14 protein-coding genes are annotated in these 15,707 nt (G+C 66.3%); 5 read left to right on the top strand and 9 right to left on the bottom strand.

Annotated elements, in window-relative coordinates; genetic code table 11:
- Positions 1 to 33: 33 nt before the first annotated feature.
- From HZI36_RS01385 to HZI36_RS01365, 5 genes are all read right to left on the bottom strand, one after another.
- Positions 34 to 1,902, bottom strand: coding sequence for an amidohydrolase (locus tag HZI36_RS01385; protein WP_179400814.1), 1,869 nt, complete (start codon positions 1,900 to 1,902; stop codon positions 34 to 36).
- 185 nt (positions 1,903 to 2,087) lie between these two features.
- Complete coding sequence (locus HZI36_RS01380) at positions 2,088 to 2,777, bottom strand: DUF2848 domain-containing protein (RefSeq protein WP_179400813.1); 690 nt, start codon at positions 2,775 to 2,777, stop codon at positions 2,088 to 2,090.
- Positions 2,778 to 2,850: 73 nt separating this feature from the next.
- Positions 2,851 to 3,237 (bottom strand): cupin domain-containing protein, encoded by a 387-nt coding sequence (locus HZI36_RS01375; RefSeq protein ID WP_179400812.1) that lies wholly within the window; start codon positions 3,235 to 3,237, stop codon positions 2,851 to 2,853.
- A 60-nt stretch (positions 3,238 to 3,297) separates the two neighbouring features.
- Positions 3,298 to 4,776, bottom strand: a complete 1,479-nt coding sequence (locus tag HZI36_RS01370) for a 4-hydroxyphenylacetate 3-hydroxylase family protein (protein WP_179400811.1) — start codon at positions 4,774 to 4,776, stop codon at positions 3,298 to 3,300.
- A gap of 39 nt (positions 4,777 to 4,815) precedes the next feature.
- Positions 4,816 to 5,346 carry a flavin reductase family protein gene (locus HZI36_RS01365; RefSeq protein ID WP_179400810.1) on the bottom strand — a complete coding sequence of 177 codons (531 nt, stop codon included), beginning with the start codon at positions 5,344 to 5,346 and terminating at the stop codon, positions 4,816 to 4,818.
- Positions 5,347 to 5,614: 268 nt separating this feature from the next.
- Between HZI36_RS01365 and HZI36_RS01360 the strand changes: the two genes are divergently transcribed.
- Positions 5,615 to 6,838 carry an IscS subfamily cysteine desulfurase gene (locus HZI36_RS01360; protein ID WP_179400809.1) on the top strand — a complete coding sequence of 408 codons (1,224 nt, stop codon included), beginning with the start codon at positions 5,615 to 5,617 and terminating at the stop codon, positions 6,836 to 6,838.
- A 45-nt stretch (positions 6,839 to 6,883) separates the two neighbouring features.
- Here the strand turns inward: HZI36_RS01360 and HZI36_RS01355 are convergent, their stop codons facing one another.
- Positions 6,884 to 7,984: an NAD(P)H-dependent flavin oxidoreductase gene (locus HZI36_RS01355; protein WP_179400808.1), complete on the bottom strand. Its 1,101-nt coding sequence runs from the start codon at positions 7,982 to 7,984 to the stop codon at positions 6,884 to 6,886.
- A 430-nt stretch (positions 7,985 to 8,414) separates the two neighbouring features.
- Between HZI36_RS01355 and HZI36_RS01350 the strand changes: the two genes are divergently transcribed.
- Together HZI36_RS01350 and HZI36_RS01345 are read left to right on the top strand one after the other, a co-directional pair.
- Positions 8,415 to 9,329, top strand: a complete 915-nt coding sequence (locus tag HZI36_RS01350; RefSeq protein ID WP_179400807.1) for a YihY/virulence factor BrkB family protein — start codon at positions 8,415 to 8,417, stop codon at positions 9,327 to 9,329.
- A 412-nt stretch (positions 9,330 to 9,741) separates the two neighbouring features.
- Positions 9,742 to 10,905 carry a porin gene (locus tag HZI36_RS01345; RefSeq protein WP_179400806.1) on the top strand — a complete coding sequence of 388 codons (1,164 nt, stop codon included), beginning with the start codon at positions 9,742 to 9,744 and terminating at the stop codon, positions 10,903 to 10,905.
- Positions 10,906 to 11,130: 225 nt separating this feature from the next.
- On the opposite strand, the gene HZI36_RS01340 is transcribed toward HZI36_RS01345, so the two are convergent.
- Entirely contained in the window at positions 11,131 to 11,574 is a 444-nt protein-coding gene (locus tag HZI36_RS01340) for an HU family DNA-binding protein (RefSeq protein WP_179400805.1), read from the bottom strand.
- A gap of 253 nt (positions 11,575 to 11,827) precedes the next feature.
- On the opposite strand from HZI36_RS01340, the gene HZI36_RS01335 reads away from it, so the two are divergent.
- Positions 11,828 to 12,946: an acyltransferase family protein gene (locus tag HZI36_RS01335; protein WP_179400804.1), complete on the top strand. Its 1,119-nt coding sequence runs from the start codon at positions 11,828 to 11,830 to the stop codon at positions 12,944 to 12,946.
- 174 nt (positions 12,947 to 13,120) lie between these two features.
- On the opposite strand, the gene galU is transcribed toward HZI36_RS01335, so the two are convergent.
- Positions 13,121 to 14,017, bottom strand: coding sequence for a UTP--glucose-1-phosphate uridylyltransferase GalU (gene galU, locus HZI36_RS01330; RefSeq protein WP_179400803.1), 897 nt, complete (start codon positions 14,015 to 14,017; stop codon positions 13,121 to 13,123).
- Positions 14,018 to 14,100: 83 nt separating this feature from the next.
- Complete coding sequence (locus HZI36_RS01325) at positions 14,101 to 14,244, bottom strand: hypothetical protein (protein WP_179400802.1); 144 nt, start codon at positions 14,242 to 14,244, stop codon at positions 14,101 to 14,103.
- A 216-nt stretch (positions 14,245 to 14,460) separates the two neighbouring features.
- On the opposite strand from HZI36_RS01325, the gene HZI36_RS01320 reads away from it, so the two are divergent.
- Positions 14,461 to 15,627, top strand: a complete 1,167-nt coding sequence (locus tag HZI36_RS01320) for an acyltransferase family protein (protein WP_179400801.1) — start codon at positions 14,461 to 14,463, stop codon at positions 15,625 to 15,627.
- The last annotated feature ends 80 nt before the right edge of the window (positions 15,628 to 15,707 follow it).

Raw genomic sequence — 15,707 nt, 5'->3', positions numbered from 1 at the left:
CGGCCTCGACAGGCCGCCGCTTCTTTCACACTTTCAGCCGGCGGCCCGCATGCCCGTGAAGCGCATCGCGCACAGGCACCGGTAAATCCCGCCCCCCGCTTCCGGGCACCCGCGATCGTGCGTGAACCCGCCGGTATCGGCACCGTCGAAGCCCTGCGCGAACACCAGCTTGCCGGCGAAGAACGTCGCGAGCACCCGCGTGTCGCGCAGCGATTCGTGGTCGACGTCGAACACGTCGCGATCGACGACGATCAGGTCCGCCTGCTTGCCCGCTTCCAGCGAGCCGGTCCGGTCGTCGATGCGCATCGCGCGCGCCGCATGGATCGTGTACGCGTAGAACATCGTGTCCCGGTCCACGCATTCCGCCGCGTTCAGCACGCCATGGGCACCCACGCGCGTGACCGCCTGATACATCGCCTGCCACGGATCGGGCGTCGAGATCGGCCAGTCGCTCGCGCCTGCGAGCGTCGCGCCGTGCGCGACGAGCGAGCGCGCCGGATACTGATGCGCATACGCGTGCGCATCGACGTACGGCTGCACCAGGTCGACCGAATCCGCGTCCCGCTTCGCCCAGAAGAGCTGCATCGACGCGATCACGTCGAGCGCGCGAAAGCGCGGCCAGTCGTCCGGATGAACGATCTGCAGATGCGTGATCGAATGCGGGATGCCGCTTCGGCGCGCGCGGCGCGCGTGTTCGATCCCGTTCAGCGATTCGCGCACCGCGCGGTCGCCGATCGCATGCACGTGCACGAGCCAGCCGCGCGCATCGGCCGCGTCGACGAGCGTGCCGAAATGCGCGGGATCGATCAGCAGCTCGCCGCATTCGCCGGAATTCGCATACGGGGCGAGCAGCGCGGCGGTCTGCGTCGGATATTCGACGACACCGTCCGCGAAAATCTTGATGCCCGGCACCGTCAGGTTCGGCACGCCGTCGAACTGCGCGCGCACCGCGGCCAGCTCGTCGAGGTCCGACGGCGTCGCCTGCGCGTCCGCCATCAAGAGCGCCGCAACGTGCACGGTCAGCTCGCCGCGCTCCGCGAGCGTCTTGTAGACCGGCAGCACGCCGACCGACGCGTTGGTCAGCGGCGAGCCCGGCGCGTCGTTCGCGACCGGGTCCATCCAGCCGGTCACGCCGAGGCCGTGGTAGTGGCGAATCGCATCGCGCGCGCCTTCGAGCAACTGGTCCATCGGCAGCGGCGGCAGACGCTCGATCGCCGACCACAATGCGCCTTCCGCGAGAAAGCCGTTCGGCCGGCCGTCGTCGTGGCGGCCGATGTTGTCGTCGCCGATGGTGTCGTCGCCGCTGTGGTCGCCGCCGCTGTGGTCGCCGCCGCTGTGGTCGCCGCTGTGGTCGCTGCCGTGGTCGCCGCTGCCGTCCCCGTCACCGTCGCCCGGCGCGGCGTCGCTCACCTGCGCGAGCTTCAGCATCGCGCCGTTCGCCCAGCCGGTGTGATAGTCGAAGCCGACCAGCAGCACCGCGCGCGCCGCCCACGCGCCGTCGTTGAAGCGCCGCTCGAGCTCGCCGATGCGGCTCCAGTACCCGACCGGCACGCCGCCGAGCACGACGACGTCGTCGCGCAGCGCGGAGCCGTTGCCAACGCCGATCAGCAATTGCCGCTCGAGTTCGACGAGCGAGACCGTCTGGCCGTCGAAGCTCGCCTGACGCTGCTGCAGGCCGCCGCGCAGCGCGTGCGCGTGCGAATCGAGCAGGCCCGGCATCGCGACCTTGCCGCCGAGGTCGATCACGCGCGTGTGCGGTTGCGCGAGCGGCAGCACGTCGCGATCGGCACCGACCGCGACGATCTTGCCGTCGGCGCCGATCGCGATCGCCTGTTGCAGGGGTTGGCCGCGAACCGCGGTGAAAATCCTGCCGCCGTGCAGGATCGAATCGATGGCAATCATGGGCTTTGATTGAAGGTGCGCGTGACGCGCGCGAGGAAAGGGTCTCGCGCACGTTATCGGCGTCCGTCGCGCGAATCAAGCCCGATCGTCGGATAACTCTTGTGCCCCGCAGGAACAAATTCGGATCTCCACGCGCGATCCCCGCCTGCCTCGCCGGTCGGCGCCCGCCGGTCAAAGAAACGGCTTCACCCGGCGACGGGCAGCGTCTCGATCGCGTAGCCGTGCTTCAGCGTACGGCCGAGCACCGGATCCTCGAGCTCGATCTCGAAGCGCTGCGCGGGACGAATGCCGCCGATCGCCGCGAGCGTGCCGCCGAGCATCGCGGTGCCGTCGACGAACGCGCCGCCGCGCGTGGCGAACTGGTCGAGCAGATCCTGCGGCGAGCGCATCGCGGTGACCTTGCCTTCCTGATAGAGCACGCGCTCGCCGCCGATCGTCGCGTACGAGCGCAGCACGAGATCGTCCCAGTGGCTGGCGACGTCCGAGAGGCGCCACAGCGTGTTCGCGCACGGCTTGTCGCACATCTGCTTCGACACGGTGATCCCGTACGTTTCGACCTGACGGTCGGTGTGATCGGACGCGATGCCGACGAACGTCTCGCCGCCGTCGCGCACGAGCACGAACTCCGCTTCGCCGCTGCTTTCGTCGCCGGTCACCTGCATCGCCGTCGACGTCCCGAGACGGTCGGCCGCGACGCGGTAGAACACCGGCGTATACGCGGGGCGCTTGACGCCGAGTGCTTCGAGCTCGCGGATGTGCTTTTCCATCGCGACCGTATCGCGGCCGGTCCAGCCGGCGATCACGAGCGTGTCGATCGTGATCGTGCGTTCAGTCTTGCCGTTGCGGTCTTCGATCGCGAACGTGATTGCTTTCATCAATGGGTCCTCATGACGGGCGAGCCGGGCTCGCCCGCGATTCGTGGTTATCTGCCGTCGCCTTCGCGTCCGGTCAGGCCGGATCGTAGTAATGGATTTCGAGCAGCACGCACCCGCCGTTCGACTTGAACGGGCCGTGCCATGCACCGGGCGGACGCACCGCGTACGTATAGCCCTTGAACGGCGTGCCGCCCTCGCCGCGTTCGTCGTTGCCGACGGTCAGGTCGCCTTCGACGAGGAACACTTCCTCCCAGTAGTCATGCACGAACGGCTTCGTCGTATACATGCCGGCCGGCAGGCGCAGCAGGCGCGTGCGGCTGCCGCGCTTGTTGTCCGTGTCGAGCGCGCCGGACAGAATCAGTTCCTGCGCGCCGGAGTCCGGCGCGTAGCCTTCGGGCAGTTGCCAGCCCTGTTCCATATCGAGCGTGTGGAACTCGTCGTGAATCTTGTTGATCGCCATGAATCTCTCTCGTGGTGTGAGGGTGGGAATCCGGGGGAAAATCGGGGTTGGAAATCGGGTTCAGGCCGCGCGCGGCGTCGCGCGCTCGGCATCGAGCGAGTAGCTCGACAGCAGGTTGTCGACGAGGCCCGTCGCGCGCGGCCAGTCGTACGTGCGGTACGCATGGCCCTTCGTCACGAACGACGCGCCCGCGTAGAACAGCTCGTACTGGTTGTGGCGCGACGCGAATTCGGAGCCGACCGCGTCCCACGCGAGCTTGAAGAACTTCACGCGGTCTTCGGCATTGCAGACCGGCGACCGCTGCGTTTTCTCGATGATGCGTGCAAGGTCCGGGTTTTCGAAGTCGCGCACGCTCGACGGCAGCATGATCATGCCGCCGCCCGCGAGCTCGCGCAGCGTCGTCAGGATCTTCGAGTAGAGCTGCTGCGTGAGCACCTGCGAGCCGTACAGCATGTTGCGGTCCGGCACGAAGTAGCCGTTGACGACGCGCCCCTTCGCTTCCATCCCGTACACGTACGCCTCGATCATCGACGCTTCCGCCGCGAGCTGGCCGAGCGTTTCGCGCACCTGCGGGAACGTGTTCGTGCCGTTGACTTCCGAGATCTTCAGGCCGAGGCCGACGAGGAAGCGCAGCTTCGTCATCAGGCGCACCTGGCACTGGTAGTTCTGGTACACGTGCGCGGGCGTCGCATGGAACTGCTTCGCGCACATCGCCGTGTTGCCGGCGATGAAGATCCGCTCCCACGGCACCTTCACGTCGTCGAAATACAGCACCGCGTCGTTCTCGTCGAAGCGGCTCGACAGCGGGTTGTCGAACACCGACGTCGCGTTTTCCTCATACGACTTGCGCGACATCACCTTCATCCCCTTCGCGTTCATCGGGATCGCGAACGACAGCGCGTACATCTCGTCGCCTTCGCGCAGCGGCTGGATGCAGCTGCAGAACACCTCGTTCGCCATGATCCCGCTCGTCGCGAGCATCTTCGCGCCGCGCACGGTGATCCCTTCGGCATCCTGATCGACGATGCCGACCGCCAGATATTTGTCCTCCTGCTCGTGCGCGGCCTTCGACTGGTTCGCCTGCGGATTGACGATCACGTAAGTCAGGAACAGGTCGTTGTCGCGCGCGTACTTGTAGTAGTCGCGCAGCGCGCCGGCGCGGGCCGGGTCGTACTGCTCGAATACGTCGATGCCCATATACATGCCGGCGATGCACGACGCGACGTGGTCCGGCGAGCGGCCCATGAAACCGTAATGCAGCTCGGCCCACGCTTCCAGCGCCACGCGGCGCTCGACGAGCTCGTCATACGACGTCGGCAGTTCCCAGATCCGGCTGACGCGGCGGCCGGTGTCGGGCGACGCGAACGTCATCTTCTCCGCGTTGCCCGGGTTCGCCTGGAAGTCGTACAGGCTCGCGTAGCTGCGGATCGAGTTGCGGAAAGCCGGATGCGCGGTCACGTCGCCGACCAGTTGCCCGTTCAGATAGACCTGCCGGCCGTCACGCAGCGACGCGATGTGCTGAGTCCCGTTCTTGATCATGCTGTTCTCCAGGAGTTGAAATCGAAATCGTTCAGGGGTTCACGCGGATGCCGCATGCTCGCCGTGGAGCGTGCGGTAGCGGCCGCCGAAAAAAATGAGCGGGCGCCCTTCCGAGCGCGCCTGATGCTTCGTCACGCGGCCGACGAAGATCACGTGATCGCCGCCGTCGTATTGCGCGTAAGGCTCGCACTCGAACGTCGCGAGCGCGTCCGGCAGCAGCACCGGCTCGCCCGCCGCATGCGGCACGTCGTCGTGCCCGCCCCACTTGTCGCCGCTCGCCTTCGCGAATCGGTTCGACATGTGCTGCTGCGTCTCGTCGAGTACGTTGACCGCGTAGCCGCGCGCCGCGCACAGATCCGCGAGGCTCAGGCTGCGGCGGTCGACCGAGAACAGGATCAGCGGCGGATCCAGCGACACCGCGTTGAACGACGCGACCGTGATGCCGATCGGCAGCCCTTCGCTGCGCGGCGCGGTGATCACCGCCACGCCGGTCGCGAACATCGACAACGCGTTCCGGAAGCGGCGCTGCACGTCCGCCTCGCTGCTCGCCTGATTCGGGTTTTCGCTCATTTTTCCTCTCCGCCGCTGCCACCCGGCAGCACAAGATTCGTCACACAAAGCCATTCATATTTAGCTTTGTTATTTAGCTTTTATTAAACGCAAACTCACAAAGCCATTCAAGCTGGCGTAAACCCTGTCGTGGCGTTTCGGGGGACAAGACAACCCTACTCGACGGATGGAGTTACCAGGCGCGGTGGCCAGTTCCGTTACACTTGCGGACCAGCGGATATTCGCGGGCCTGCGCGCAGCGCGCGGCGCCGTCCTCAGGAGCACATTCATGCAAGCCACCCCCAACACCCGTCCGATCTATATGGACTACAGCGCGACGACGCCGGTCGATCCGCGCGTGGTCGCGAAAATGGTTCCGTATCTGGGCGAGAACTTCGGCAATCCAGCTTCCCGCAGCCACGCATACGGCTGGGAGGCGGAGGAAGCGGTCGAGACGGCCCGTCGGCACGTCGCCGACCTGCTCGGCGCCGATCCGCGCGAGATCGTCTGGACCTCCGGCGCGACCGAAGGCAACAACCTCGCGATCAAGGGCGCCGCGCACTTCTACAAGGGCAAGGGCAAGCATCTGATCACGGTGAAGACCGAGCACAAGGCCGTGCTCGACACCTGCCGCGAACTCGAGCGCCAGGGCTTCGACGTCACGTATCTCGACGTGCAGCAGAACGGCCTGATCGACCTCGACGCGTTCAAGGCCGCGTTGCGCGCGGACACGATCCTCGTGTCGGTGATGCTCGTGAACAACGAGACGGGCGTGATTCAGCCGATCGCCGAGATCGGCGCGATCTGCCGCGAGAAGGGCATCGTGTTCCACTGCGACGCGGTGCAGGCGGCGGGCAAGATTCCGGTCGACGTCAATGCGCTGAACGTCGATCTGCTGACCGTGACCGCGCACAAGCTGTACGGCCCGAAGGGCATCGGCGCGCTGTACGTGCGCCGCAAGCCGCGCGTGCGGATCGAAGCGCAGATGCACGGCGGCGGCCACGAGCGCGGGATGCGCTCGGGCACGCTGCCGACGCACCAGATCGTCGGGATGGGCGAGGCGTTCCGCCTGGCCAACGAAGAGATGGCGGAAGAAAGCCGCCGCGTCGGCGCGCTGCGCGATCGCCTGCACAACGGGCTGAAGCAGCTCGACGAGGTTTACGTGAACGGCGACCTCACGCACCGCATTCCACACAACCTGAACGTCAGCTTCAACTTCGTCGAAGGCGAATCGCTGATCATGGGGATCAAGGGCGTCGCGGTGTCGTCGGGTTCCGCGTGCACGTCGGCGTCGCTCGAGCCGTCTTACGTGCTGCGCGCGCTCGGCCGCAGCGACGAACTCGCGCACAGCTCGATCCGCTTCACGCTCGGCCGCTTCACGACCGACGCGGAAGTCGACGCCGTGATCCGCCAGGTTCAGGAGACGGTCGAGAAGCTGCGCGCGCTGAGCCCGCTGTGGGACATGCACCTCGAAGGCGTCGACCTGAGCACGATCGAATGGGCCGCGCACTGAGCGCAGCCTTCGTGTGGTAAGGCGCGCGCCGCCGGATGCGGCGGATCAGCCCCAGCGCGCCTGCATCTGCCGGATGCCATCGCGCATTTCGCGCTCCAGTAGCGTGAACAGCTCCGCTGCCGGCAACGCCCGCGCCAGCGCGGCCGCCTGCCCGGCCCACTGCGCGCCATAGCCGAATTCCCCGTTGGCCTTCGCCGCCGCGTTCAGCGCCTTGCCCGCGTCGTACGCGTTCGGGTACGCGGGCGTCTTCGGCGCACCCGGATCCTCGCCGAGCGCCGTCATCCGGTTCTCCATCGACCGCGCGACCCGCCCCGAGATCGCCGTCGTGAACGTCGTGCGGCGCGCCGATTCGCCGAGCAACGCGCGCCGGTAGCCGTCGTCGATCGACGTCTCCGCGCACGCGACGAACGCGGTCCCGAGTTGCGCCGCCTGCGCGCCGAGCGCGAGCGCCGCCGCGATCCCCGCGCCGTCCATGATCCCGCCCGCCGCGATCACCGGCAGCGCGCATTCGCGCACCAGCAGCCGCGTCAGCGCGAACGTGCCGAGTCGCGGATCGGCCGCATCCGGATCGAACACGCCGCGATGCCCGCCCGCCTCGATCCCCTGCGCGACGATCGCGTCGATGCCCGCCGCCTCGATCTGCTTCGCCTCGTCGACGTTCGTCGCGCACGCGAGCAGCCGGATGCCGGCCCGCTTCAGCTCGTCGATCACGTCGGCCGGCGGCAGCCCGAAGTGAAAGCTGACGACTGCCGGCTTCTCGTCGACGAGCATCTGCTGCATCGCACGATCGACGACGAAGCTCGTGTAGATCTCCGACAAGCCATCCGGCGGCGTCGCGCCGTACTGGCGGAACACCGGCGCGAGCCAGTCGAGCCACGCGCGCTCGACCGCCGCATCCGCGCGCGCCGGCCGATGGCAGAACACGTTCACGTTGAACGGCCGGTCGGTCAGCGCGCGCGTCGCGCGGATCGCCTGGCGCGCGCCATCGGCGTTCATCGCGCCGACGCCCAGCGAGCCGAGCCCGCCCGCGTTCGACACGGCCGCCGCCAGCGCCGGCGTGGTGACGCCCGCCATCGGCGCCTGAATGATCGGTATCCGGATGCCCAGCAGCGGCAGCAGCGCATGGTTGCTCGACGGATCAGTCATCGCGATTTCTCTCCGGACAGGAAACAAGGGAACAGGGTCTTGCGCTCATGCTACGCCAGACGCCGGGCGCCGGGCACGGTCGGCGGCAGCACCTGCACCGCCGACCGTGCCCGGACTGTGATCCCGGTCACTGCGGGCGCCCCGACACCCGGCATATGCTTTGCAGGCATCCATACCTCGATAGGATGCTTTTCTCCCCTCGGTCGCGGTCACCCTCCCGCGACCGAGGCTTTTTCGCCCGCGTCCGCTCCGCGACGCGGGGCCGTCCGGCCTCCGCCGCCGGACATCGTGGGACAATCGGCAGACATCGGACACGCGCCGGCGCAAGCGACTGGAATCCTCGCGGCGTCTCGCCTGTCCAATCGACAAACTTCGCGACAAACTTCGCGACGAATTCCGCGACGCATTCCGCATCGCCTGCCGACACGACATGAAGCCCACGCTCCTCCCCGCCCAAGCGACGCACGCGGCCCGCCGGCAATTCGACTGGGCGCGCACGGCGTTCCAGCGCTTTTCGACCGACCGCTGCTCGTCGATGGCCGCCAGCATCGCGTTCTACTCGGCGTTTTCGCTGGCGCCGATGCTCGTGATGGTGATCGCCGTGGCCGGTTGGTTCTTCGGCGACGACGCCGCGCGTGGCCAGGTGTTCGCGCAGGTGCATCAACTGATCGGCAACGAGGCCGCCACGAGCGTGCAGACGATCGTCGAGAACGCGCACCGCAACGGCCAGCATGGCGGCGTCGCGGCGCTGATCTCGTTCGCGATGCTCGCGATCGGCGCGTCGGCGACGTTCACGTCGCTGAACGCCGCGCTGAGCGTGATCTGGCCGTCGCGGGAAAACCGCTGGTCGAGCGTGCTCGGGCTCGTGCGCGTGCGGCTGGTCTCGTTCGGGCTCGTGCTCGGCGTCGCGTTCCTGCTGATCGTGTCGCTCGTGCTCGACACCGCGATCTCGTTCATCGGCCGCTGGCTGTGGGGCGATTCGCCGTATCTGCTGATCGGCAATCTGCTGCAGTTCTCGATCGGCATCGCGGTGCTCGCGTCCGCGTTCGCGGCGCTGATGAAGTTCCTGCCCGACGCGCGCGTCGAATGGCATGACGCCGCGATCGGCGGCTTCGTGTCGGCGATCCTGTTCTCCGGCGGCAAGAAGCTGTTCGCGCTGTATCTCGCGCACGCGGGAACCGCCAGCGCGTTCGGTGCCGCCGGATCGTTCGCGGTCCTGCTGATGTGGCTGTACTTCTCCGCCGCCGTGCTACTGCTCGGCGCGGAATTCGCGGCGGCCCGCGGCGCGGCGGCGCGGCCGGCGGAAGCCGCCGGCGGCGCGGTCCGGCCCGCCGGCCGGGGCTGATGACCGGGCCTAACCCCCGGGGCTGACGACGGCGGGCGGCGCTCAAGCACAACGCCTGCGCGTTGTCGAGCCACGCCCACGCGTTGTCGCACCAAGTTCGCGGCGCACATCGACACGCTCGGCGCTACCGACGCGCAATCGCAAACGTTTCCTTCGCCCGATTTCCGTCGCGAGGCCGCGCAAAACCGCCGTCGTTGCCGTTCGCGCACCAAAAGCCACAACAATCAACAAAAACCGTCACCAACTATTTCCGTTTTGAGAATAGTCGTTGATGTACTTGATAAATATGGCTTTTCAAGCAGCTGTGATGTTTTGGCGACACTTTATTTTTTAAATCTTTCGTGCGAATCATGCGCTGCGCTATTCTCCATCCCGCAACCAATAACGATTTACTAGCGTGGAGAAATCAACGATGAAGAAACTCGCACTGTCTACCCTCTCGCTCGCCCTCGTCGGTGCTGCAGGCGCCGCTCACGCTCAATCGAGCGTGACGCTGTACGGTACGCTCGATACGTCGATCGCCTACGTGCACGGCAACAACGGCCAAGGCAACAACTCGTGGCAAATGCTGTCGGGCAACGAAAGCGGCAACAAGTGGGGCCTCAAGGGCACCGAAGATCTGGGCGGTGGCCTGAAGGCGATTTTCCAGCTGGAAAGCGGCTTTAACCCGGCGAACGGCCAACTGGGCCAGAACAAGGGCATCTTCGGCCGTCAAGCTTACGTCGGCCTGCAAAGCGACCAAGCCGGCACCGTCACGCTCGGCCGTCAATACGACCCGACGACCGACCTGGTCCAGGGCATGACGGGCGACAACATCGCGTTCGAATACGCCACGCCGGGCGACGTCGACAACAACGACAACAGCGCGCGCTTCAACAACGTGGTCAAGTACACGTCGCCGGTCTTCAGCGGCTTCCAGTTCGAAGGCATGTACGCGCTGAGCGGCGTGGCCGGCAAGCCGGGCACGGGTCAGTCGTGGGGTGCTGCAGCTGCTTACAACAACGGCCCGCTGGGCGTGTCGGCAGGCTACCTGCACATGACGAACGGCGCGACCCGCACCGCGTGGACGAGCCCGACGGCCGACGCAGGCGCAACGTTCGACGGCCCGATCAACTCCGGCTACGCAACGGCGAAGTCGGTCGGCATCGCGCAAGTCGCCGGTCAGTACGCATTCGGCCCGGTGGCGTTCGGCCTCGGCTACAGCAACGCGCAGTACAACCAGGACGCGCTGTCGGCCTTCGCATCGACCGAGAAGTACAACACCGGCCGCGCGTGGGCCACGTTCCAGGCAACGCCGGCTGTCCAGCTCGGCCTCGGCTATTCGTACACGAAGGCGAGCGGCGACGCGGACGCGAAGTACCACCAGGTCACGGCGAGCGGCCAATACGCGCTGTCCAAGCGTACGGACGTCTACCTGATCGGCGCGTACCAGCACGCAAGCGGCTACCAGCGTATCGCGGACACCGGCAACAGCGCACTGGACTTCCAGAGCGCGCAAGCGTCGATCGCTTCGACGGGCGGCGCTGGCACGAGCTCGGCAGAGATCGTGGCCGTCGGCCTGCGTCACAAGTTCTAATAAGAAGTACATCGATACGGCGCGCGGCGTCTCACGACGCCGCTTCGCCGGACTGGAAAACCAGTCAGCGCCCTCGGGCCTGGCTGGTTTTTTTTTGTCCATGGCCAGTGCCGATGCGCGGCACAACACGCGCGGCATAAAAAAAAGCCCGCACGCTCGTCGCGTGCGGGGCTCGTCGGGATCGCTTGCGGCTGCCGGCGAAACCGGCAGCGCGCCGCGTGGCACTCAGGCGGCCGCGTCCTTCAGCTTCTTCAGCGCGCGCGCCTTCACGCGCACGCTGGCCGGCTTCGCCGGGAACCAGCGCTCTTCGCCCGTGAACGGATCCTTGCCGAAGCGCTTCTTCTTCGCCGGCACGGCCTGCGCGGTGATCTTCAGCAGACCCGGCAGCGTGAACTCGCCCGCGCCCTTCTTGTGGACCGAGCCCAGCACCGTGTTCTCGAGCGCGGCGAGCACGGCCTTCACGGCCTTCAGTTCGACCGCCGCCTGCTCAGCGATGTGCGTAGCCAGCGAAGCCTTCGTGAAAGAGTTCTTGATCGGCGTCGGAGCGGCCGGCGCCTTCGCGACAGCCTTCTTGGCCACTACTTTCTTCGCGGGCGCGGCTTTCTTGGCAGCCACTTTCTTGGCCGGTGCGGCAGCCTTCTTGGCTACCTTTTTTGCGGAAGTCGCCATGTTTCTCCTACCAGGTGTGGTCGTTGGATACACGAAGCGCACGATGCACTTCAACGCCGGATTCTACAAGCGCCGCGACGCTTCGTGCAGCACTTTTGTGTGTCATACACGGGTTTCCCGCAGTTTTTGTTGCGTCACGCACGCTGAAGCCACCCGCATCGCCCAATCGGCACCGTCGCGCACGCCGCGCGACGCGAATTATGTTCGATATTTGCGCACCTATACTGGTCCGGCCCAACGCTGGAAAATCCGCATGCGCGAAGTCAGATACGTCAAAGGACTCGACGGCCTGCGGGCTGTCGCCGTCATTCTCGTCTTCCTGTCCCACAAGGCCCACGTGCTCGCGATCGACGTCGGCAAGCTCGGCGTGTGGACGTTCTTCCTCATCAGCGGCTACCTGATCGTCGGCGAGCTGCACCGCAACCGGCAAGCGATCGAACGCGGCGGGCTCACGCGCCACCATGCGCTCAGCCTCTTTCTCGTGAAGCGCGCGCTGCGGATCTTCCCGGTCTACTACCTGCTGCTGGCCGCGCTCGCGCTCGCGCACACGCTGTTCTATCAGCGCGGGATCCATCTCGGCCTCAAGTGGCACGCGGTCTTTCTGTCGAACTACTGGATCGGCGTCGTGAAGGACGGCTGGCCAGGCTCCACGTCGCACTTCTGGAGCCTCGCGGTCGAGCAGCAGTGCTATCTGATCGCGCCGCTCGTGCTGCTCGCGACACCTGCCACGCGGCACGTCGCGCTCGCCGCCGCGGCCGTCGCGCTGTGCGCGGCCGCACATCTCGCGCTGTACGTCGACGATGCGTCGCCGGTGCTGATCTATGCGTTCTCGCCGTGGAATTTCGCGTTGATCGCGCTTGGCGGGATCGGCGCGATGGCGCTCGCCGATCACCGCTCGCGCGTGTCGCGCCGCATTCCGCCCGGATGGCTCGGCGCCGCGGGCGTCGTGCTGTTCCTGACGCTGCCGGCCTGGGCCGCGCTGCCGCGCGCGGCCGACGGGCTCGCGGATCTCGGCCTGAGCGCGTCGCTCGGCTCGCTACTGCTGTGGATCGTCAACGCCCCCGACCATCCGGCCGTCGCATTGCTCGAATGGGCGCCGCTCGCCTATCTCGGCACGATCAGCTACGGCTTCTACCTGATCCACAACCTGATTCCCGCACACTTCGGCGTGATGCCGGCGCTCTACGCGCGCGCGCGGCTGCCGCAATTCGTGCAGAACGCGCTCCCGGAAACGCTGCAGTTCCTGCTCGCGACGCTGCTTGCCCACCTGTCGTGGCGCTACTTCGAACGGCGCGTGCTCGACTACAAGAAGCCGCTCGCGCATGCGCTGCAAAGGCATTTCGAGGCCGAGCGGCAAACATCGACGCGTTGAAGCGGCAAACGTCGGCACGCTGATGTACCTGGCATATCGACGCAAGCGACGCAAGCGACGCGAGCGACGAAAGGCGCCGTGCGCGACGGCATCAGGATGAAAAAAGCCCCGGCGCCGAAGCGGCCGGGGCTGAACGGAACAACCACCACCTGAAACGTGCGATGCGCAGGGATGCTAAGCGACCGCGGCCAGCGTGGGCAGCGTGGGCAGACACGTCCGCAGATACGCTTCGAACTCGCGGCGGACTTCCGGATGCTGCAGCGCGAGCTCGACGGTCGCCTTCAGATAGCCGAGCTTGCTGCCGCAATCGAACCGGGTGCCGTAGTAGCGATACGCGAGCACCTGCTCGCTCGCGAGCAGCGACTGCACCGCGTCGGTGAGCTGCAGCTCGCCGCCCGCGCCCGGCTTGATCCGGCGCAGATGATCGAAGAGCGTCGGCATGAACACGTAGCGCCCGACCACGCCGAGATTCGACGGCGCGTTCTCGGGCGCCGGCTTCTCGACGATGCCGGACACCTTGATCACGTCCTCTTCCCACTCGCGGCCCTCGATCACGCCATACGAGCGGCTGTCTTCGCGCGCGATCGTCTCGACGCCGATCACCGAGCTGTGATAGTGGTCGAAGATATCGACGAGCTGCTTGAGCACCGGCTGCTCGCCGTGCAGCAGGTCGTCCGCGAGAATGACCGCGAACGGCTCGCCGTGCACGAGCTTCTCCGCGCACAGCACCGCATGGCCGAGGCCGAGCGCTTCCGGCTGCCGTACGTAGAAACAGTTCACGTGACTCGGCTTGATCCCGCGCACGAGTTCGAGCAGCTTGTCCTTGCCGCGCGCCTCGAGTTCGGATTCGATCTCGTACGACTTGTCGAAGTGATCCTCGATCGCGCGCTTGCTGCGGCCGGTCACGAAGATCATCTCGGTGATGCCCGCGTTGATCGCTTCCTCGACGGCGTACTGGATCAACGGCTTGTCGACGACGGGCAGCATCTCCTTCGGGCTGGCCTTCGTCGCGGGAAGGAACCGCGTGCCGAGACCCGCAACGGGGAACACGGCCTTGGTGACTTTCAACATGTTTGCATCCTGATTGCGTGGACTGCGCCGCATCGCGATGCGACACGACGATGAATGACCGCCTCGCCGAATTCGAAAGGCGATTACGATTCGAATTCTTCGATATAGGGTACGCGACCCCGCTCGAAGCCCCGGCGGATAGGCTCGTTCTTCAGCGCATCGCGATACGCCGACAGCACGGCCATGATCAGCAGCACCGCTGCGCTCGCGATCCAGTGCATATCCATCTGCCGCTCCTTGCATCAATCTTCGGGAGTTTCAAACTATCAGAAAAAAATCGGCAAATAATTGCGCGTAATGTCTTTGAAACCCTCGAGTCCGATGACGCGACACGGGAAACCGCGCCGATTCGCCCACGAAATTTTTTTATTCATTGAGCGAATTCTTGCGCACTAGGATGGGGTGAGATTTCCCGTCATGTTCGTCGCAAGGAACCGAATCGCATGCATGCTTTCAGCGGATCGTCTTCGGCCGCGCCCGCCGCCGATCGCAAGGAACACGTGATCGACGCGATGCGCGGCTTCGCCGCGCTGCTCGTCGCGTACTTCCACTGCCGCCAGGTCGTCTGGGTCGGCATGCAGAGTTTTCATCACGTGTACGGCCACGCGCTGTCGCCCGGCGTGCTCGCCGGCTACCTGACCTTTCCGTTCGCGTGGGGCTCGGCCGGCGTGCCGATCTTCTTCGTGATCAGCGGTTACTGCATTCACCGGAACGCAGCGCTCAAGCTCGCGGCCGATCCCGCGTACCGGCTCGATGCGCCGAACTTCTGGGCGCGCCGCTTCGTGCGGATCTATCCGGTGCTGCTTGCCGCGCTGCTGCTCACGCTCGCGCTCGACGCGATCAGCCTGCAGTTCGCGCCGGTCAGCCACAAGATCCGCGACATCGGCGTCACGGCGTTCCTCGTCAATCTGTTCTCGCTGCAGGGCGTCGCCGGCTATACGTACGGGTCGAACGGCGCGCTGTGGACGCTGTCGCTCGAAATCCAGTTCTACGCGATCTATCCGCTGCTGTTCGCGGCGCGCAAGCGCTTCGGGATGCCGGCGGTGCTGGCGACGGTCGCGCTCGTCAACGTCGTGTCGGCGTGGGTGCTCGAACGCCACGATCTGCAGTTCTTCACGTCGTACTGGCTGTCATGGACGATCGGCGCGCTCATCGCCGACGTGCGCGCGCAACGCCCGGGTGCGGCCGGTGCGGTGTCCCGCGGATGGTACGCCGCGGCTGCCGTGCTGCTCGCGGCCGGCTGCGGCGCGTTTCACTTCGGGCAGTACGGCGCGTTTCAGCTGTGGGCCGCGGGCTTTGCGTGCTTCCTGTATCGCGCGCTCGCGCAACCGCCGCGCATGAATGCGCCGATGCGCGTGTTCGGATGGTTCGGCGACTTCAGCTACTCGCTCTACCTCGTGCATCTGCCGCTGTTCGTGTGCATCGGGTCGGTGCTGTACCGGTCCGAGCTGCAGTTGCCGATCTGGCCGTCGTTCGCGTTCATGGCCGCGGCGATTCCGGTCGCGTATCTGTTCTACCGGCTGTTCGAGCAGCCCGCGATGCGGTGGTCGGCGCGGTTGAAGCCCGCACGCCGGGCCGCGATCGCGCCGGCGGCGGAGCGGGTGGTTTAAGCCTCGGTCCCGATCGGCCGCCTCGAGATAAAAATTTGCGCCCACGTCCGGATCGGACGTGGGCGCCGGTCGCTTCTGAC

The sequence above is a fragment of the Burkholderia guangdongensis genome (assembly GCF_013403875.1).
Classification (GTDB): domain Bacteria; phylum Pseudomonadota; class Gammaproteobacteria; order Burkholderiales; family Burkholderiaceae; genus Burkholderia; species Burkholderia guangdongensis.
Note: the sequence above shows the minus strand (reverse complement) of the source record. Positions and strands in the feature narration are given on the sequence as shown.

Bases quoted from the DNA above. Each gene is read 5' to 3' on its own strand.
- HZI36_RS01380 (WP_179400813.1), bottom strand. From the start codon at position 2,777: ATGAAAGCAATCACGTTCGCGATCGAAGACCGCAACGGCAAGACTGAA.
- HZI36_RS01360 (WP_179400809.1), top strand. From the start codon at position 5,615: ATGCAAGCCACCCCCAACACCCGTCCGATCTATATGGACTACAGCGCG.
- HZI36_RS01365 (WP_179400810.1), bottom strand. From the start codon at position 5,346: ATGAGCGAAAACCCGAATCAGGCGAGCAGCGAGGCGGACGTGCAGCGC.
- HZI36_RS01335 (WP_179400804.1), top strand. From the start codon at position 11,828: ATGCGCGAAGTCAGATACGTCAAAGGACTCGACGGCCTGCGGGCTGTC.
- galU (WP_179400803.1), bottom strand. From the start codon at position 14,017: ATGTTGAAAGTCACCAAGGCCGTGTTCCCCGTTGCGGGTCTCGGCACG.
- HZI36_RS01350 (WP_179400807.1), top strand. From the start codon at position 8,415: ATGAAGCCCACGCTCCTCCCCGCCCAAGCGACGCACGCGGCCCGCCGG.
- HZI36_RS01325 (WP_179400802.1), bottom strand. From the start codon at position 14,244: ATGGATATGCACTGGATCGCGAGCGCAGCGGTGCTGCTGATCATGGCC.
- HZI36_RS01375 (WP_179400812.1), bottom strand. From the start codon at position 3,237: ATGGCGATCAACAAGATTCACGACGAGTTCCACACGCTCGATATGGAA.
- HZI36_RS01355 (WP_179400808.1), bottom strand. From the start codon at position 7,984: ATGACTGATCCGTCGAGCAACCATGCGCTGCTGCCGCTGCTGGGCATC.
- HZI36_RS01345 (WP_179400806.1), top strand. From the start codon at position 9,742: ATGAAGAAACTCGCACTGTCTACCCTCTCGCTCGCCCTCGTCGGTGCT.
- HZI36_RS01370 (WP_179400811.1), bottom strand. From the start codon at position 4,776: ATGATCAAGAACGGGACTCAGCACATCGCGTCGCTGCGTGACGGCCGG.
- HZI36_RS01320 (WP_179400801.1), top strand. From the start codon at position 14,461: ATGCATGCTTTCAGCGGATCGTCTTCGGCCGCGCCCGCCGCCGATCGC.
- HZI36_RS01340 (WP_179400805.1), bottom strand. From the start codon at position 11,574: ATGGCGACTTCCGCAAAAAAGGTAGCCAAGAAGGCTGCCGCACCGGCC.
- HZI36_RS01385 (WP_179400814.1), bottom strand. From the start codon at position 1,902: ATGATTGCCATCGATTCGATCCTGCACGGCGGCAGGATTTTCACCGCG.